Source organism: Burkholderia stabilis, from assembly GCF_001742165.1.
Classification (GTDB): domain Bacteria; phylum Pseudomonadota; class Gammaproteobacteria; order Burkholderiales; family Burkholderiaceae; genus Burkholderia; species Burkholderia stabilis.
Genome location: NZ_CP016443.1, coordinates 2,426,962 through 2,443,337 on the forward strand (window position 1 = coordinate 2,426,962; position 16,376 = coordinate 2,443,337).

Consider the following 16,376-nt stretch of genomic DNA (forward strand, 5'->3'; position numbering starts at 1 on the left):
ATTTAATGTTTATAAGCGACTCATATGTATTCACTTATAGGAAAGACCGCGACGTTCCGGCAATTGAAGGCGCTGGACATGATTGCGCGGCTCGGCAGCGTGTCGCGCGCGGCCGAGGAGCTGAACCTGACGCAGCCGGCCGTGTCGCTGCAGGTTCGCCTGCTCGAGGAGGCGGTGGGCGCCGCATTGCTGCAACGGGTGGGGCGCGGCGTGCAACTGACCGCGGCCGGCGAGATCGTGTCGCGTTATGCGCGCGAGATCCTGCATCTGTGGAGCGAGGCCGGCGACGAAGTCGCGGCGTTGACCGGCGATCTGGGCGGTACGCTGCGGATCGGCGCGATCACGACGGCCGAGTACCTGATCCCGCCGCTGCTCGTCAAATTCACCGCGACGCGCCCGCATGTGAAGACGTACTTCAAGGTCGGCAACCGCGACGACATCATCCGCATGCTCGCGACGCATGAAATCGATCTCGCGGTGATGGGCAGCGCGCCGAAGGAGCTGCGCACGCACGCGGTCGAGTTCGCGAAGCATCCGATGGTGTTCGTCGCGGCGCCCGGCCATCCGCTGATGCAGCGCAAGCGGATCTCGCTGAAGGATCTCGAATCCGCACACCTGCTCGTGCGCGAACGCGGCGCAGGCACGCGTTCGACGGTCGAGAACCTGTTCAAGACGTCCGGCTACCGCTTCCATGTGGGGTCCGAATTGTCGAGTAACGAGGCGATCAAGCAGATGGCCGAAGCAGGGCTCGGCATCGCGTTCCTGTCGTTGCACGCGTGTGCACTCGAACTGCGCACGGGGCTGCTCGGGCAACTGCCGTTTCCCGGCAACCCGATCGAGCGCGAATGGTATGTGGTCACGCTTGCCGACCGCCGGATCTCGCAGGTGACGGGGCTGTTCCGCGACTTCCTGATCAAGCAGGGTGCGCCGGTGATCGACGGCGCGACGGTGGCGCCGCACGATCGGCGGCGCAAGTAGGCACACGTCGGTCGACGTCGGCGCAAGCGGACGGATGCCGCTCGCGCCGGCCGGTCAGACGAGCCCGAAATCGTCGTTGCTGTCGGGAATCGATGCGAGCAACCGTTCGAGCCGGTGCCAGCCGATCACGCGCAGGCACCATTCGGCGACGGCGGACCGAGCGCCACCGGCGCGGGACGGGGATTGGCGGCGAGCGGCGCCGGACGGCGGCAAGGCGGCGATTGCCGCGCATTGCGGGCAGGAATGGGGCATGACGGGCTCCGTAGGTGTCGGATGGCGCAATCGTAGGCGGCCCGGTGCCCGCCGGCGCTCACGTAAGGATCGGCCTGAGCAGAAACGGATGATCTTTTCCGCCGGCCCGGATCAGGCCCCCGCAGCCCCGGCACGCGGGCGGAAAACGCGTCACAATGCGCGTTCGACACACGATCTGGTGGAGCCCAGCCATGAGCGACCCGATTCTCGCCGCGCCGCCTGACAACGGCCTGCCGGTCAGCCTGCGTTCCAGCCGCGGGCTCGGCTGGCGCGGCTTCGGCGCGGCGCTGCTCGACATTCGTGCCGGCACGTACCGGATTCCGGCGGCCGACCATCACCGCATCGGCGTGCATATCGGCGGGCCTGTTCGTGCGGACTGCGTGTGCGACGGCGAACGCGTGTCGCGCATCCAGGCGCACGGCGACGTCGACGTGATTCCGGCCGGCGTGCCCGGCCAGTGGACCGACAGCGCCGACTGCCGGATCCTGCACATCATGCTCAGCGATACGTTCGTGCGGCGGACCTTCGAGCATCTCGAACTGAAGCCGTCGCAGGCGCAGATCCGCCGCCGGCTGCAGGTGCGCGATCCGCGCATGCAGCACATCGCGTGGGCGATGGCCGCCGAACTCGAAGCCGACGACGCATCGGATCCTCTTTACGCAGAAAGCCTGTGCACGGCGCTCGTCGCACGGCTGGTCGACAGCCAGCCGGCGTTCCGCGAGCGCCGGCGCGTGCTCGCACCGAAAGCGGCGGCGCGCGTGATCGACTACGTCGAAGCGAACCTCGACCGGCGCCTGACGCTGGCCGAACTCGCGGCGCTCGTGTCGATCAGCGTGCCGCATTTCAAGGTGTTGTTCCGCGAAACGCTCGGGATGCCCGTGCACCAGTACGTCGTGCGGCGCCGGGTCGAGCGCGCGAAGGCGCTGCTGCTCGAGGGGCGGCTCAGTATTAGCCAGATCGCGCTCGAAGCCGGGTTCGCGCACCAGAGCCACATGGCGAACTGGATGAACCGCGTGCTCGGCGCGACGCCGACGGAGATCGTGCGGTCGGGTGCGCGGGGCGGGCTGCGGCTCGCGTATGACGGCGATGGAAGCGGGAGTGATGCATAACGGAGCAATGACATCGCGCCGGATGTGCGCGCAGTGTCCGATCCGCTCGTTGGCAGACTGAAGGAACGAGTTTGAAAATCAGCGAGCCAGCGAATTCGACGGTTCCAAGCGCCTGAAGCACGACGAAACGATTCGTCACTATCCGGCGCGAGTATTCGACGATAGGGGGCGTGCCCAATCCTGATTGCTTCTGTCCACGCGTCGATTCGCAGCGCTCCCAAGTCAGGACAATTTGGAAACTGGCCTACGGGCAATTGCGTACCGGTCGGACAGGCGATGCTGTCTGTCCTGCATGGCCAGCCCGCCTCGCATGCTCGCCCGGATTCCAGGCTCCGCTGCAGCCGTGCCCCACAATCATTTTCTGATTGTGGAGGGTCGAGAAGCAGGGTTTCGATCGACCGAACAAGGGGCACGCTTCGTATGGGCGACTACGTAGGCCGCGTGTTGAATCCGATTCTGCTGCGTGTCGTTGGGCGAGCGGGCAGTTGCACGGGGGTGCTGATTTAGCGGCTTTCGCGGGTTTGCTTATTGGGTGTGGGATGCGTTACGGTGATGCTTTCGTTTTGTAAGCAACGCCAATCATGAATAAGCAGGAACCGATCAGCGCGATGACCGCAGCGAAAACTCCGAAAGCCACCGCCAACAAGGCATTCAAGGGTGTGGTGAACGCCTCATGATGAATCAAGACGTTCCGCAGACAGCCTATGCGGGGCTGCACCGTGAGATCGCGGGCGTTGTGGAGTCCACGCGCGCAGCTGCGGCTCGCAGCGTCAATGCATTGATGACGGCGACTTACTGGGAAATTGGTCGGCGAATTGTCGAGTTCGAGCAAGGTGGCGCGGGCAGGGCCACGTACGGCGAGGCCCTGATCAAGCGCCTCGGCACTGATCTATCGCAGCGCTTCGGCCGCGGTTTTGGCTGGCGGAATCTTGCGCAGATGCGTGCCTTTTTCCTCGCCTGGCCTGCCGAGCTGATTTTGCAGACGCTGTCTGCAAAATCGCTTGAGTCATGGATTGTGCGGACACCATCTGCAAAATCGGCCGAGCGCATGGCTGCCGACCACCCTATACGGCATATTCCAGGCCCGGAAGTTCTCGCGCAGGCCTTCCCCTTGCCTTGGTCTGCATACGTGCGCCTGCTTTCCGTGAAGACGGTTGATGCCCGTGCGTTCTATGAGGCCGAGGCGTTACGCGAAGGCTGGTCGGTGCGTCAGCTCGATCGACAAATTGGCAGTCAGCTATACGAGCGACTGGCGCTGTCGCACAACAAGGCTGCGCTCCTGGGCAAAGCGTCTGACGTTCAGAAGGGGGATCTCCTCACGCCGGAAGAAGCGATCCGCGATCCGTTCGTCCTCGAGTTTCTCGATATGAAAGACGAGTACTCCGAGTCGGATCTGGAGGCAGCCTTGATCCAGCGCCTCGCCGATTTCTTGCTGGAGCTCGGCGACGACTTTGCCTTCATTGGGCGGCAGCGGCGCCTGAGAATCGATGACGTGTGGTTTCGGGTCGATCTGGTGTTCTTTCATCGTCGGTTGCGATGCCTGCTGATTATTGATTTGAAGGTCGGGCGCTTCAGCTATGCAGACGCGGGCCAAATGCATCTGTATCTGAACTACGCTCGCGAGCATTGGACCAAGCCCGGAGAAAATCCGCCGGTGGGCCTGATCCTGTGTGCTGAAAAAGGCGCTGCGGAGGCACATTACGCGCTGGACAACTTGCCAAACAAGGTGCTTGCCGCTGAATATCAAATGGTGTTGCCGGACGAAGCTACCTTTGTGAGGGAGTTGGACCGCACCCGTGTCGAGCTCGAGCGACGTGGCCGCGGCAAGTGACACTGCGATGCGAACACGGGACGAACGATGCCTTGTTCGCGAGTGACCGAGGTCGAGGCGCTTGCTGAACGCGGCGGCCTAGTTATTTCTAGTATCCAGTCGATCGCCGGGATCGCTCTTTGGCAAACCCTGGCCTTTGAAGGGACGGTCGACGCAACGCACAACATGCATCGCAGCCGCCACTCAATCCGTCATCCTTTCCTGCTCGATTCATCCCTCCCTGCGCGCCATTCCGGCCGCGCATGCCGACAATCACCTCACCTTCATCCCCCAGGAGCGGATCGTGTTCGTGATCTTCGGTGCATCAGGCAATGTCGGTTTGTCGACCGTGACGACCTTGCGTAACGCAGGCCATCCCGTGCGCGCGGTGCTGCGCGATACACGCCATCGTGAGCGCTTCGCGCAGCTCGGCTGCGACGTGGCGATCGCGGAATTGACGGATGCAAACGCGGTCGCGGCGGCGATCGACGGCGCGCGTGCCGTGCAGTTGCTGTGCCCGGTGCCCGTCGCCGACTCAGATCCGGCCGCGACGATGACGCGGACGATCGACATCGCGACCGCCGCGCTCGCCGCGAACCCGCCGCCGGCTTTGCTCGCGCTGTCGGACTACGGCGCCGAGCGCGACGGCAATACGGGCATCACGCGTCTCTTCCATCATTTCGAAGCGCGGCTGAAGGCGATCCCGACGCAGCTGACGCTGCTGCGCTCGGCCGAGCATCTGCAGAACTGGGCGCGCGTGCTGCCCGTCGCGCTCGGCACCGGTGTGCTGCCGAGCTTTCATCATCCGGTGGCCAAGGTGTTTCCGACCGTCTGGGCGCCCGATGTGGGCGTCGCTGCCGCGCGGCTGCTGCTCGATGCGCCGGAAGGCGGCAGCGAGCCGCGCATCGTCAGCATCGAAGGGCCGCGGCGGGTGAGCGTGGTGGCGATCGCCGATACGCTCGGCGCAGCGGCCGGCCGCGCGATCGTCGCGCACGAGCTGCCGCGCGACACGTGGGTGGCAACGCTGCTGCGCGCGGGGCTGAGCGAACGCCATGCGCAACTGATCGTCGATCTCTACGACGTGCACAACGCGGGGCAGATCGATGTGGAGGACGGCGTGTCGGAGCGGCTTTACGGCACGACAACGCTGACGGATGCGCTCGCGCAACTCGTCAGCCGGCACGCGCGGTGATCGAAGCGGCGGCGAACCGTGCGCACACCGTGCATCACGCTTGCCGCCGCACCTTGTTCAGTACCGCATACGAAAGCGACCCGATCACGATCCCCCAGAACGCGGAACCGAGCCCGAGCCACGTCATGCCCGACGCGGTCGCGAGGAACGTGATCAACGACGCTTCGCGGTGGTTCTCGTCCTCGAAGATCCCGTGCACGTTCGCGCCGATCGCGCCGATCAGCGCAAGCCCCGCGAGGATCGCGACGAACGCTTTCGGCAACGCGAAGAACACCGTGACGATCGTGCCCGCGAAGAGCCCGCCGATCAGGTAGAACGCGCCGTTCGCGAGCCCCGCGATGTAGCGCCGGTCCGGATTCTCGTGCGCGTCCTTGCCGGTGCAGAGCGCCGCGGTGATCGCCGCGACGACGATCGTGATCCCGCCGAAGCACGCGACGACCAGCGACATCACGCTCGTTGCCGTGATGATCGGGCGCGCGGGGGTGTGATAGCCCGATACGCGCAGGATCGTCATTCCCGGCAGGAACTGGCCGGTGAGGCTCACGACGACGAGAGGCAGCGCGAGGCTGAGCGTCGTGCCGAGCGTCCATTCGGGCGCGATGAAGATCGGCCGCGCGATGCTCGGCGACACGTTGCCGAGATGCGTCATCCCGAGCAGCGCCGCGAGCGCGGCGCCGGTCAGCAGCACGAGCACGATGCTGTAGCGCGGCAGCAGGCGCTTGAAGATCACGTAGGCCGCGATCATCCCGAACGCGAGCGCGGGCTGCGCGGACGCAGCGGCGAATGCATGCGTGCCGAACGGCAGCAGGATGCCGGCCATCATCCCGCATGCGATGCCGCGCGGGATGTGGCGCACGAGCCGGTCGAAATAACCGGTCACGCCGATCAGCAGGATGATCAGCGCGGCCGTGATGTACGCGCCGACCGCCTGGTTGAGCGTCAGTTGCGGAAACAGGCCGACGAGCAGCGCGGTGCCGGGCGCCGACCATGCGGTGACCACCGGCACCTTCAGCTTCCAGCTCGCGAACAGGCCCGATACGCCCGCGCCGATCGAGATCGCCCACACCCACGACGCGACCATCTCGTTCGATGCGTGAGCGGCCTGCGCGGCCTGGAAGAAGATCGCGAGCGGGCCCGCGTAGGAAATCAGGACCGCGAGAAAGCCCGCGGTGATCGCGGAAACGGACCAGTCGTTGCCGATCGCGCGGATCGCGCCGGGCGGGGTGTTCGGTTGCATCGTCGTCGGGGAATGTGGCGCGGGGCCGGAGGCAGAGCCGGGGCGAATGATTGTTGGAAGCCCCGGATGAGCCGCCATTCTGCGCATTGACGATGCAATTGGCAATTCGCCGGCAGGTTGCCGCGCTGTCGGCATTTCGTAAGGTGTTCGCGCCGGAGCGGGCGGGGCGGCTTGCCGCGGGGCATTGAAACGGCATCGCCGAACCGCGGCGTGACGACGGATTGCGGTGCGCTCGACCGTTACGTACTGATCTGCAGAACCTTGTCGACCGCCGCCACCTTCACCCCGCTGCCTGTCGACAGCGATGCCGTGCCCTGATCGAACGGATGCACGGGCGTATCGGTCGGCGTCCACGCATGGCGCGTCAGCAGCTCGCGATATCCGCCGCGGATCACGAAGCCGCCGCATTTTTCCGCATACGCGTCGCGCCGCATCCGGTACGCACGCGGCAGGTCGTACCACGGCAGCTTCGGCAGGTCGTGATGGACGAGGTGGTAATTGTTGTTCAGGTACAGCAGCCGCATCGCGAAGCCGGCTTCGTTGATCGCGATGCGCGCCTTCGGATGCCGCGCGGCGCGGTGCTCGTACAGCGAGCGGATCATCGCGAGCGCGTGCGCGGGCCACGTGACGGCGAGCAGGTAGTACCACCACGGCACGCCGATCGCCGATTGCAGCCACGCGAGCAGCGCCGCGACGCACGCGATGTGCGTCGCCCACATCGGCAGGTAGCGGCGCTCGCCGCGCCGGAGTTCGGCGAACGCATCGGCGAACATCGCGGCGATGGCGAGCGGCGGCCCGACGACGATCCGTCCGACGAAGGTCTTGCGCGCGGCCGTCAGTGCGCGGCGCCAGCGTGGCAGCCGCGCCCAGCGTTCGCGCGATACGTAGTTCGTTTCCGGATCGACGCCGGGCACGGTCAGGTCTTCGTCGCGATGATGGTCGAGGTGCGTGTCGCGATACAGCGTGTACGGATACCAGATCGTCAGCGGCGGGTAGCCGAGCAGCTTGTTCAAGCGAGCGGAACGGGTTGGATGGCCGTGCAGCAGCTCGTGCTGCAGCGACAGGTGCCACGCGCCGAGCAGGATCAGCGGCGGCGTGGCAGTCGCGAGCGACAGGTGCCGCGCGCGCACGAGCAGCATTACCGCGAGCCAGCCGCCGTAGATCGCGGCGATCAGCAGCCAGGTCGGCCATTCGGTGCGGGCAGTGAAGCGGGCGTCGAGCGCGGCAATCGCGCGCGCATGATCGACGTCGAAGTATTCGGCCATGGTGCTGAAGCGGGATGGAACGGGCGGCCCGGATGCCCGGGTGTCTCGCGGATCACGGTCGGTCTGCCCCCGCATGACGCGCGGCGGTGATGCGGGGCAGGCATCGGGACGTTACCGGGATCGCGCGGCATGGCCAACCAAGCGATTCGCATTTGCTTATCGCCGGGCGGCCGATAAGCATTCGGGCTGCCGGGGCGCGTTCGGCCCCCGTTTGGGTGCGATCGCACCGGGTTCCACGGTGCCGGCGGCGATGCGTAGAATGCGCGCATGAACGCATGGATCGCCGAACTGCCGATGTACAACGTGACGCCGCGCCACGCCACGCTGTGGCGCGCGCTGCTGCGCGACACGCTCGATGCGTTCGCGGCGGCGGGCGGGCCTGCCGACGTCGCGCTGCCCGATGCGCCTTCCGCCGACCTGCATGCGCTGTGGCGGCGCGGCGATCTGCTGTTGTCGCAGACCTGCGGCTACCCGTACCGGATGCTCGGCCTGCGCGACACCGTGCGCTTGATCGCGACGCCGGTGTTCGACGTGAACGGCTGCCGGGGGGCGCACTACAGCAGCGTGCTGGTCGTGTCGGCGCGCGTGCATGCGGGCGGCGCGACGACGCTCGCCGCGTGTCGCGGGCTGCGGGCCGGATTCAACGGCGCGGATTCGCACAGCGGGATGAATGCGTTCAGGCATGCGGTCGCGCCGCATGCGCACGACGGCACATTCTTCGGATCGGTCACGCCGTTCGGCTCGCACGTGAACGTGCTGCGTGCGCTCGGGTCGGGCGAAGCCGATTGCGCGGCGATCGACTGCGTGACGTTCGCGTATGTGCGCGACGGGTTGCCTGAGCTGCTGAAGGACATCCGGATCATCGGCACGACCGCGTTCGCGCCGGGGTTGCCGTTCATCGCGTCGCGGGGGCTGGAAGAAGGTCGGACCGACGCGTTGCGTGATGCGCTCGATCGCGCGGTCGCGGCCGATGCGCAACGTGCGCGCGTGTTGCGGCTGAAGGGGTTCGAGCGGCTGTCGCCGGTCGATTACGACACGATCGACCGGCTGGCGCGGGACGCCGCCGCGCACGGGTATCCCGAGCTGGCGTGATGCGCGGGGTGTGCGGGTCGTGCCGGGCGGCGCGCAACGGTGCGACCGTCCGCGCCGCTTTCCGTCACTCTTCGTCCATCAACCGGACCTTGACCCGCTTGCCCTTGATCTTCCCTGCATTGAGCTTGCGCAGCGCATCATGCGCGACGCCGCGCTCGATCGCGACATACGTCGAGAACTCGGTCACGTTGATCTTGCCGATCTGCTTGCCGTCGAAGCCAGCGTCGCCGGTCAGCGCGCCGAGCACGTCGCCCGGGCGGATCTTGTCCTTGCGCCCGCCGAGGATCTGCAGCGTCTCCATCGGCGGCAGCAGCGTGTCGTCGCCGGCCGGCTTCAGCTCGGCGAGCGGATGCCATTCGACGTCGCGCTTCTGTGCGTTCTCGATCGCGCCGACGCGGCCCATCTCGTCCATGCTCGCGAGGCTCAGCGCCCAGCCGTCCTGATCCGCGCGGCCCGTGCGGCCGATGCGGTGCACGTGCACTTCGGGGTCGGGCGTCACGTCGACGTTGATCACCGCTTCGAGCTGTGCGATGTCGAGCCCGCGCGCGGCGACGTCGGTCGCGACCAGCACCGAGCAGCTGCGGTTCGCGAACTGGATCAACACCTGGTCGCGCTCGCGCTGGTCGAGCTCGCCGTGCAGCGCGAGCGCGTGGAAGCCCTGCGCATGCAGCACGTCGAGCAGGTCGCGGCACTGCTGCTTCGTGTTGCAGAACGCGATCGTGCTCACGGGCCGGTAGTGGTTCAGCAACTGGCCGACCGCGTGCAGCCGCTCGTTCTCGGTCACTTCATAGAAGCGCTGGCGGATCTTGCTGTTGTCGTGGCGCTCTTCGAGCTTCACTTCCTTCGGGTTGCGCAGGAACTGCTGGCTCAGCTTGACGATGCCGTCCGGATAGGTCGCGGAGAACAGCAGCGTCTGGCGCGTCGTCGGGCACATTCGCGCGACCTTCGCGATGTCGTCGAAGAAGCCCATGTCGAGCATCCGGTCGGCTTCGTCGAGCACGAGCGTGTTCAGCGCGTCGAGCTTCAGGTTGCCGCGGTCGAGGTGATCCATGATGCGGCCCGGCGTGCCGACGACGATATGCGCGCCGTGTTCGAGGCTCTGCGCCTGCGGGCGCATCGGCGTGCCGCCGCACAGCGTCAGCACCTTCACGTTCTCCTCGGCGCGCGCGAGGCGGCGCACTTCCTGCGCGACCTGATCGGCGAGCTCGCGCGTCGGGCACAGGATCATCGCCTGCACGTCGAAGCTGCGCGCATCGAGGCGCGACAGCAGCGCGAGCGAGAACGCGGCGGTCTTGCCGCTGCCCGTCTTCGCCTGCGCGATCAGGTCCTGGCCGGCCAGCGCGATCGGCAGGCTCGCGGCCTGGATCGGCGTCATGTCGACATAACCGAGCTGCGCGAGGTTGGCGAGCGTCGCAGGCGTCAGCGGCAGCGCGCTGAAGGGCGTGGCGGTCGGTTGGGTCATTCGAGGTCTCCGAGGTAAGGCTTGCCTTCCATCTGTTCGTAGACGACGGTGCCGTCGTCGCCCTCGAAGCGTTCGAGGTAGTTGCGCGCGCCGCACAGCGGGCAGCGGAACAGCAGCCCCTGGCCTTCGTCCTTGATGACGACGTCGGACGTCTCCCACTGCGTGCCGCAGCTCTGGTTTCGGCAAGTAAACACGGTCTTTCTCCAGCTGAATTCGGTTGGTGGCGCGCCCGGGCGGGCGCGACAGCGGCGGGCGGCGCTCGCGCGGCTTGGGCGCGGGCCGCACTGGCGGTCGCCTGGATTGCGTCGATGCGGATGATGGATCGGGCGGCGACGGGGCCGCGCGTGCCGCAATTCTAGCGGATGCGGGCCGCCCCGCCGGTGCCTGCCATGAAAAACGGCCGCCCCGGAGGGCGGCCGTGTCGTGCGGCGGAACGGGGTGAAACGGGGCGAAACGGCGCTCGCTGCGTTACAGCGCCATGTCGGCCGACGCCTTCGCCGGACGGGCCGGCGCGTTGCCGGTCGGCTGCGACGGCACGTTGAGGTCGATCTTCGGCGGCGGCGAGAGCTGCAGCACGTCGCTCGTATAGGTCCATTCCTCGACGACCTTCGCCGGGCTGTCGTTCAGCTTCGTGCCGTAGCTCGGCACGATCTGGCGGATCTTCTGCTGCCACTCGGGCGTCGCGACCTTGTCCTTGAACACCTTCTTCATCAGGTTCAGCATGATCGGCGCGGCCGTCGATGCGCCCGGCGACGCGCCGAGCAGGCCCGCGATGCTGCCGTCCTGCGAGCTGACGATCTCGGTGCCGAGCTTCAGCACGCCGCCCTTCACCGGGTCGCGCTTGATGATCTGCACGCGCTGGCCGGCTTGCCACAGGCGCCAGTCTTCCTTCTTCGCGTTCGGGAAGTATTCCTTCAGCGCGTTGAAGCGGTCGTCGTCCGACAGCATCAGCTGGCCCGCGAGGTACTGCACGAGCGGGAATTCGTCGACGCCCACACGCATCATCGGCGCGACGTTGTGCGTGTTGGTGCTCTTGAGCAGGTCGAAATACGAGCCGTTCTTCAGGAACTTGGTCGAGAACGTCGCGAACGGCCCGAACAGGATGATCTTCTTGCCGTCGATGATCCGCGTGTCGAGGTGCGGCACCGACATCGGCGGCGAGCCGACCGACGCCTTGCCGTATGCCTTCGCCAGATGCTGCTTCACGACGTCGGGGTTGTCGGTCACGAGGAACGAGCCGCCGACCGGGAATGCGCCGTAGTCTTTCGCCTCGGGGATGCCCGACGCCTGCAGCAGGTGCAGCGCGCCGCCGCCCGCGCCGATGAACACGAACTTCGCGTCGACGGATTGCGGCGGTTCATCCGAATGCAGCTTCACCCACGACACGTGCCACGTGCCGTCGGCATTGCGCGTGATCTCGCGCACTTCGCTCGACAGCGACAGCGTGAAGTTCGGCTGCGTCTTCAGGTAGCCGACGAACTGGCGCGTGATCTCGCCGAAGTTCACGTCGGTGCCGATCGGCGTCCACGTCGCGGCAACCTTCTGGTTGCGGTCGCGGCCTTCCATCATCAGCGGCACCCACTGCTTGATCTGGTCGTAGTCTTCCGAATACTGCATGCCGCGGAACAGCGGGCTCGCCTGCAGCGCGTCGTAGCGCTTCTTCAGGAAGCGGACGTTGTCGTCGCCCCAGACGAAGCTCATGTGCGGCGTCGAGTTGATGAACGAGTGCGGGTTCTTCAGCACGCCCTGCTTGACCTGCCATGCCCAGAACTGGCGCGAGATCTGGAACGACTCGTTGATCTCGATCGCCTTCGAGATGTCGATCTTGCCGTCCGCCTTCTCCGGCGTGTAGTTCAGCTCGGCGAGCGCCGAGTGGCCGGTGCCGGCGTTGTTCCAGCCGTTCGAACTTTCCAGCGCGACGCCGTCGAGGCGCTCGACCATCGTCATCGACCAGTCAGGCTGAAGCTCGTGCAGCCAGACGCCGAGCGTCGAGCTCATGATGCCGCCGCCCACCAGCAGGACGTCGACCTTCTTGGTGTCGGCGGCGTGCGCGGACGACGCGGCGACGCACAGCGCGAGCGCCGACAGTATTACCCGTAACGTTTTGATCACAGCAGATCCCTTTTTCAACTTGGATGCATCGGTTTGCCATGCCGCCCGGCGCGCGTGTCGATCGCGGCCGGCACGCGTATCCGGAGATCCGGATCGCGAATCCGGAATTCCGGATTGGTGCGTGCCGGCGTTGCATTTGCGCACGCGAGACCGATGCGAAGGACACCTTCGGTTCGGCTCGCGGCAGGCGCGCAATTGCGGACGTCACGGGGCGCGCATTGCGCCGGGGCCCTTGCGGCAAGCCTGAGCGGTTGGGGGTTCAGGCTGCGTCTGAAAGGGCCGCACGCGACGTCGCTGCCGTGGGCGGGGTGGCAAGGGGCGCGTAATATAACCGAACTCGATTGCCGTGTCGCACACGCGAAATAGCCTTGTTTTCGTGGGGTTTTTTGTGCGTCCGGGTTTCCGGAATCGCGGTGGGCGATGCCGGAAAAAAGGCGGGAATTCGAAGGTCCGACGCGCGCGATTTCGTGCGCGCCGCGTGCCGACGGGAAACGTCGGAATGTCGATGTGCCGATGCGGTGCACGAACGGTCGTGCCACGCTTCACGTCGGCGATGTCATTGCGTCGCGGCATGGCGCCGCGACCCGCATCACTTCGCTGCGCTGCTTCCGCAGAACTGGTCGTACGCCTGCGCCGAATTCGCGAAACCCTTTTGCTTCGCGAGTTCCCACGGGCGCTCGCATTGCTGCGTCTTTTCGCACCACGCGTAACCGGCCGAGCCGATGCAGCCGTGCGCGTCGCGATCGCCGCCGACGCGCGGCGGCGCGGCCTGCGCCGAAGCATCGGCAGGCGCCGGCGCAGACGATTGCGCCGCACAGGCGCTCAATGCGAACGCGCACGCAAGCGCGGCGGCCGCCGGGGCAAAAGAAGTGAAACGCTTCATCAGGTAGTGCTCCATGGGATGGGGATCGGGAACGGAATGACGGCCTGCATGTGCATCTGCATCGCGCCGCTCATGCGTCCGGCACCGGCACGCGCGACGAGAACTTCACCTCGCGCAACGCGAGGCTCGACTGGATCGACGATACGCCGGCCTGCTTGCGCAGCACGCGCTCGACGAATTCCGCATACGCGTCGAGATCGGCCGCGACGACCTGCAGGATGTAATCGGCCGCGCCGGTGATCTTGTGGCAGGACGTCACCTCGTCGTGCCGGCGCATCACATCCTCGAAGTGATCGGAATCCTGGTCCGAGTGCATGTTGAACGTCACCTGCACGAACGCGAACACGTTCATGCCGAGCGCGCGCCGGTCGAGGTTCGCCTGGTAGCCGGTGATCACGCGTTCGTCCTCGAGCCGCTTGCGGCGGCGCCAGCACGGCGTGACGCTCAGCGACAGCTTTTCGCCGAGCGTCGCGTTCGACAGCGCGCCGTCTTCCTGCAGCAGGCGGAGCATCGCGCGGTCGACGCCGTCCAGTTCAACCGAAGCGCGATTTTTGCTCATATCCGTGATTCCGTAGACAGTTTTCTCAAAATTCTACGAAACGTGCGAGCGAAAAGCAAAGTTATTGCCGGTCGGGGTCAATAGACTGTTGTCACCCTTCACTGTCATCACTGCCCCGCTCAACCATGCTCACGGTCTACAGCAGCGATCATCACCTGCATCGCGGCGTCGAACTGAAGGACGGCGCGATCACCGAGTCGTTCGAAAACCCCCTTCGTGCCGAAACGGTGCTTGCGCAGGTCCGCGCGGCCGGCCTCGGCGACGTGATCGCGCCGCGCGCGTTCGACCGCGCGTGTTATGCGGGCGCGCACAGCGCGCGCTACGTCGATTTCCTCGCCGGCGCGTGGGATGAATGGACCGCGACCGGCCGCACCTGCCAGGCGCTGCCGCTCGTGTGGCCGGTGCGCGCGATGCCGGCGGCCGCGACGCTGCCCGATTTCATCGACGGCAAGCTCGGCTTCTTCGCGATGGACGCCGGCGCGCCGATCAACGCGGGCACGTGGGACGCGGTGAGCGCGAGCGCGAACTCGGCGCTCACCGGCGCCGACCTGCTGTCGAACGGCGGCGCGCGCGCGGCCTTCGCGCTGTGCCGCCCGCCCGGCCACCATGCGGGGCGTGAGTACATGGGCGGCTACTGCTACCTGAACAACGCGGCGATCGCCGCGCAGCACGGCATCGCGCAGGGCGCTGCGCGCGTCGCGGTGCTCGACGTCGATTTCCATCACGGCAACGGCACGCAGGACATCTTCTACGAACGCGCGGACGTGCTGTTCGCGTCGATCCACGGCGAGCCGCACGTGTCGTACCCGTACTTTTCCGGCTATGCGGACGAGCGCGGCACGGGTGCGGGTGAAGGTTTCAACCTGAACCTGCCGCTGCCGAAGGGCACGCAGTGGGACACCTATGCAACGGCGCTCGGCCATGCGGCGGACGCGATCGTTGCGCACGCACCCGATCTGCTTGTCGTGTCGCTCGGCGTCGACACGTTCGAGCACGACCCGATCAGCCATTTCCGCCTTCGCTCGCCCGACTACCTGCGCATCGGCGAGGCGCTCGCGCGCCTGAACCTGCCGACGCTGTTCGTGATGGAAGGCGGCTACATGGTCGAGGAGATCGGCATCAACGCGGTGAACGTGCTGCTGGGTTTCGAAGGGCGCGCGTGAGCGCGTCGCATTGCCTTCAACGAACGACGTATCCGAACACGAACGAAGCGCGACAAGGAAGGAGACAAACCATGAATCGACATCACAAGACGGCATTGGCCGCTGCGGCCGCACTGACGTGCGCGGTGGCCGCGTTCCCGGCGCACGCGGACGAGATCGTGCGCATCGGCCACGTCGCGCCGCTGACCGGCGCGATCGCGCATCTCGGCAAGGACAGCGAGAACGGCGCGCGGCTCGCGGTCGAGGAAATCAACGCGAAGGGGCTCGTGATCGGCGGCAAGAAGGTCACGCTGCAACTCGACGCGCAGGACGACGCGGGCGATCCGCGCACCGCGACGCAGGTTGCGCAGCGGCTCGTCGACGACAAGGTGGTCGGCGTCGTCGGCCATCACAACTCGGGCACGTCGATTCCGGCGTCGCGCGTGTATCGCGACGGCGGCGTCGTGCAGATCTCGCAGGCCGCGACCAACCCCACGTACACGCAGCAGGGTTTCAAGACGACGTATCGCGTCGTCGCGACCGACGCGCAGCAGGGGCCGGCGCTCGCGATGTATGCGGCGAAGAACATGGGGATCAGGACGGTTGCCGTGGTTGACGATTCGACCGCGTACGGGCAGGGCCTCGCGACCGAGTTCGAGAAGGCGGCGAAGGCGTCCGGCATGAAGGTGGTGTCGCGCGACGCGACCAACGACAAGGCGATCGATTTCCGCGCGATCCTCACGAAGATCAAGGGCGAGAATCCGGACGCGATCATGTACGGCGGGATGGATGCAACCGGCGGCCCGCTCGCGAAGCAGGCGCGGCAGCTCGGCATGCGCGCGAAGATTCTCGCCGGCGACGGCGTGTGCTCGACCGACCTGCCGAAGCTTGCAGGCCCGGCATCCGACAACGTCGTGTGTTCCGAGGCCGGCATCGCGCTCGAGAAGATGCCGGGCGGCGCGGCGTTCGTAAAGCGCTACGAAGCGCGTTACCACCAGCCGATGCAGGTGTATGCGCCGTTCTCGTACGACGCGGTGTACATCATCGTCGACGCGATGAAGCGCGCGAACTCGACGGACCCGGCGAAGGTGCTGGCCGCGATGCCGGCCACCGACTATCGCGGCGTGATCGGCGAAACGAGCTTCACGCCGCAGGGCGACCTGAAGCACGGCGCGATCTCGGTGTTCACGTACAAGAGCGGGAAGAAGGCGCTGCTCGATATCGTGAAGATGTGATGCCGGCGGGGGCGGGCAGCAGGCGTTGCTGCCCGTTTGCGCATGCGC

At 66.5% G+C, this 16,376-nt stretch carries 15 protein-coding genes; 7 read left to right on the top strand and 8 right to left on the bottom strand.

The window, feature by feature from the left end:
- The first annotated feature begins 24 nt into the window (after positions 1-24).
- Positions 25-978: a LysR family transcriptional regulator gene (locus BBJ41_RS28705; protein ID WP_069749573.1), complete on the top strand. Its 954-nt coding sequence runs from the start codon at positions 25-27 to the stop codon at positions 976-978.
- A 54-nt stretch (positions 979-1,032) separates the two neighbouring features.
- Here BBJ41_RS28705 and BBJ41_RS28710 read toward each other — a convergent pair whose 3' ends face one another.
- Positions 1,033-1,230, bottom strand: a complete 198-nt coding sequence (locus BBJ41_RS28710) for a hypothetical protein (RefSeq protein WP_069749574.1) — start codon at positions 1,228-1,230, stop codon at positions 1,033-1,035.
- Positions 1,231-1,421: 191 nt separating this feature from the next.
- On the opposite strand from BBJ41_RS28710, the gene BBJ41_RS28715 reads away from it, so the two are divergent.
- The 3 genes from BBJ41_RS28715 (at position 1,422) to BBJ41_RS28725 (ending at position 5,341) form a co-directional block, all read left to right on the top strand.
- Positions 1,422-2,339: an AraC family transcriptional regulator gene (locus tag BBJ41_RS28715; protein ID WP_069749575.1), complete on the top strand. Its 918-nt coding sequence runs from the start codon at positions 1,422-1,424 to the stop codon at positions 2,337-2,339.
- A gap of 673 nt (positions 2,340-3,012) precedes the next feature.
- Positions 3,013-4,170, top strand: coding sequence for a PDDEXK nuclease domain-containing protein (locus BBJ41_RS28720; RefSeq protein ID WP_069749576.1), 1,158 nt, complete (start codon positions 3,013-3,015; stop codon positions 4,168-4,170).
- A gap of 283 nt (positions 4,171-4,453) precedes the next feature.
- On the top strand, positions 4,454-5,341 hold the full coding sequence (locus BBJ41_RS28725; RefSeq protein WP_069749577.1) for an NAD(P)H-binding protein: 888 nt from the start codon (positions 4,454-4,456) through the stop codon (positions 5,339-5,341).
- Positions 5,342-5,375: 34 nt separating this feature from the next.
- Here the strand turns inward: BBJ41_RS28725 and BBJ41_RS28730 are convergent, their stop codons facing one another.
- On the bottom strand, positions 5,376-6,578 hold the full coding sequence (locus tag BBJ41_RS28730) for a benzoate/H(+) symporter BenE family transporter (protein WP_069749578.1): 1,203 nt from the start codon (positions 6,576-6,578) through the stop codon (positions 5,376-5,378).
- A 239-nt stretch (positions 6,579-6,817) separates the two neighbouring features.
- A complete protein-coding gene (locus BBJ41_RS28735; protein WP_069749579.1) occupies positions 6,818-7,843 on the bottom strand; it encodes a fatty acid desaturase in 1,026 nt (341 codons plus the stop codon).
- Between the two features lie 267 nt (positions 7,844-8,110).
- On the opposite strand from BBJ41_RS28735, the gene BBJ41_RS28740 reads away from it, so the two are divergent.
- Entirely contained in the window at positions 8,111-8,935 is an 825-nt protein-coding gene (locus BBJ41_RS28740) for a phosphate/phosphite/phosphonate ABC transporter substrate-binding protein (RefSeq protein WP_069749580.1), read from the top strand.
- 64 nt (positions 8,936-8,999) lie between these two features.
- Here BBJ41_RS28740 and dbpA read toward each other — a convergent pair whose 3' ends face one another.
- The 5 genes from dbpA to BBJ41_RS28765 all read right to left on the bottom strand — a co-directional run bounded on the left by dbpA (position 9,000) and on the right by BBJ41_RS28765 (position 13,951).
- The gene (gene dbpA / locus BBJ41_RS28745; RefSeq protein ID WP_069749581.1) at positions 9,000-10,397 is read right to left on the bottom strand and encodes an ATP-dependent RNA helicase DbpA; all 1,398 of its coding nucleotides are present in this window, start codon (positions 10,395-10,397) and stop codon (positions 9,000-9,002) included.
- Positions 10,394-10,591 carry a hypothetical protein gene (locus BBJ41_RS28750; RefSeq protein WP_048243036.1) on the bottom strand — a complete coding sequence of 66 codons (198 nt, stop codon included), beginning with the start codon at positions 10,589-10,591 and terminating at the stop codon, positions 10,394-10,396. Before BBJ41_RS28750 ends, dbpA begins: the two co-directional genes overlap by 4 nt.
- A 274-nt stretch (positions 10,592-10,865) precedes the next feature.
- A complete protein-coding gene (mqo, locus tag BBJ41_RS28755; RefSeq protein WP_175972522.1) occupies positions 10,866-12,527 on the bottom strand; it encodes a malate dehydrogenase (quinone) in 1,662 nt (553 codons plus the stop codon).
- A gap of 571 nt (positions 12,528-13,098) precedes the next feature.
- Positions 13,099-13,392, bottom strand: coding sequence for a hypothetical protein (locus tag BBJ41_RS28760; RefSeq protein ID WP_069750414.1), 294 nt, complete (start codon positions 13,390-13,392; stop codon positions 13,099-13,101).
- A 70-nt stretch (positions 13,393-13,462) separates the two neighbouring features.
- Positions 13,463-13,951, bottom strand: a complete 489-nt coding sequence (locus BBJ41_RS28765) for an Lrp/AsnC family transcriptional regulator (RefSeq protein ID WP_047901925.1) — start codon at positions 13,949-13,951, stop codon at positions 13,463-13,465.
- A gap of 125 nt (positions 13,952-14,076) precedes the next feature.
- On the opposite strand from BBJ41_RS28765, the gene BBJ41_RS28770 reads away from it, so the two are divergent.
- On the top strand, positions 14,077-15,114 hold the full coding sequence (locus tag BBJ41_RS28770; protein ID WP_069749583.1) for a histone deacetylase family protein: 1,038 nt from the start codon (positions 14,077-14,079) through the stop codon (positions 15,112-15,114).
- Positions 15,115-15,185: 71 nt separating this feature from the next.
- A complete protein-coding gene (locus BBJ41_RS28775; protein ID WP_069749584.1) occupies positions 15,186-16,328 on the top strand; it encodes a branched-chain amino acid ABC transporter substrate-binding protein in 1,143 nt (380 codons plus the stop codon).
- The last annotated feature ends 48 nt before the right edge of the window (positions 16,329-16,376 follow it).

Coding starts and splice junctions, on each gene's coding strand:
- BBJ41_RS28735 (WP_069749579.1), bottom strand. CDS start 7,843: ATGGCCGAATACTTCGACGTCGATCATGCGCGCGCGATTGCCGCGCTC.
- BBJ41_RS28740 (WP_069749580.1), top strand. CDS start 8,111: ATGAACGCATGGATCGCCGAACTGCCGATGTACAACGTGACGCCGCGC.
- BBJ41_RS28770 (WP_069749583.1), top strand. CDS start 14,077: ATGCTCACGGTCTACAGCAGCGATCATCACCTGCATCGCGGCGTCGAA.
- BBJ41_RS28765 (WP_047901925.1), bottom strand. CDS start 13,951: ATGAGCAAAAATCGCGCTTCGGTTGAACTGGACGGCGTCGACCGCGCG.
- BBJ41_RS28720 (WP_069749576.1), top strand. CDS start 3,013: ATGATGAATCAAGACGTTCCGCAGACAGCCTATGCGGGGCTGCACCGT.
- BBJ41_RS28710 (WP_069749574.1), bottom strand. CDS start 1,230: ATGCCCCATTCCTGCCCGCAATGCGCGGCAATCGCCGCCTTGCCGCCG.
- BBJ41_RS28705 (WP_069749573.1), top strand. CDS start 25: ATGTATTCACTTATAGGAAAGACCGCGACGTTCCGGCAATTGAAGGCG.
- BBJ41_RS28775 (WP_069749584.1), top strand. CDS start 15,186: ATGAATCGACATCACAAGACGGCATTGGCCGCTGCGGCCGCACTGACG.
- BBJ41_RS28715 (WP_069749575.1), top strand. CDS start 1,422: ATGAGCGACCCGATTCTCGCCGCGCCGCCTGACAACGGCCTGCCGGTC.
- dbpA (WP_069749581.1), bottom strand. CDS start 10,397: ATGACCCAACCGACCGCCACGCCCTTCAGCGCGCTGCCGCTGACGCCT.
- BBJ41_RS28730 (WP_069749578.1), bottom strand. CDS start 6,578: ATGCAACCGAACACCCCGCCCGGCGCGATCCGCGCGATCGGCAACGAC.
- BBJ41_RS28760 (WP_069750414.1), bottom strand. CDS start 13,392: ATGAAGCGTTTCACTTCTTTTGCCCCGGCGGCCGCCGCGCTTGCGTGC.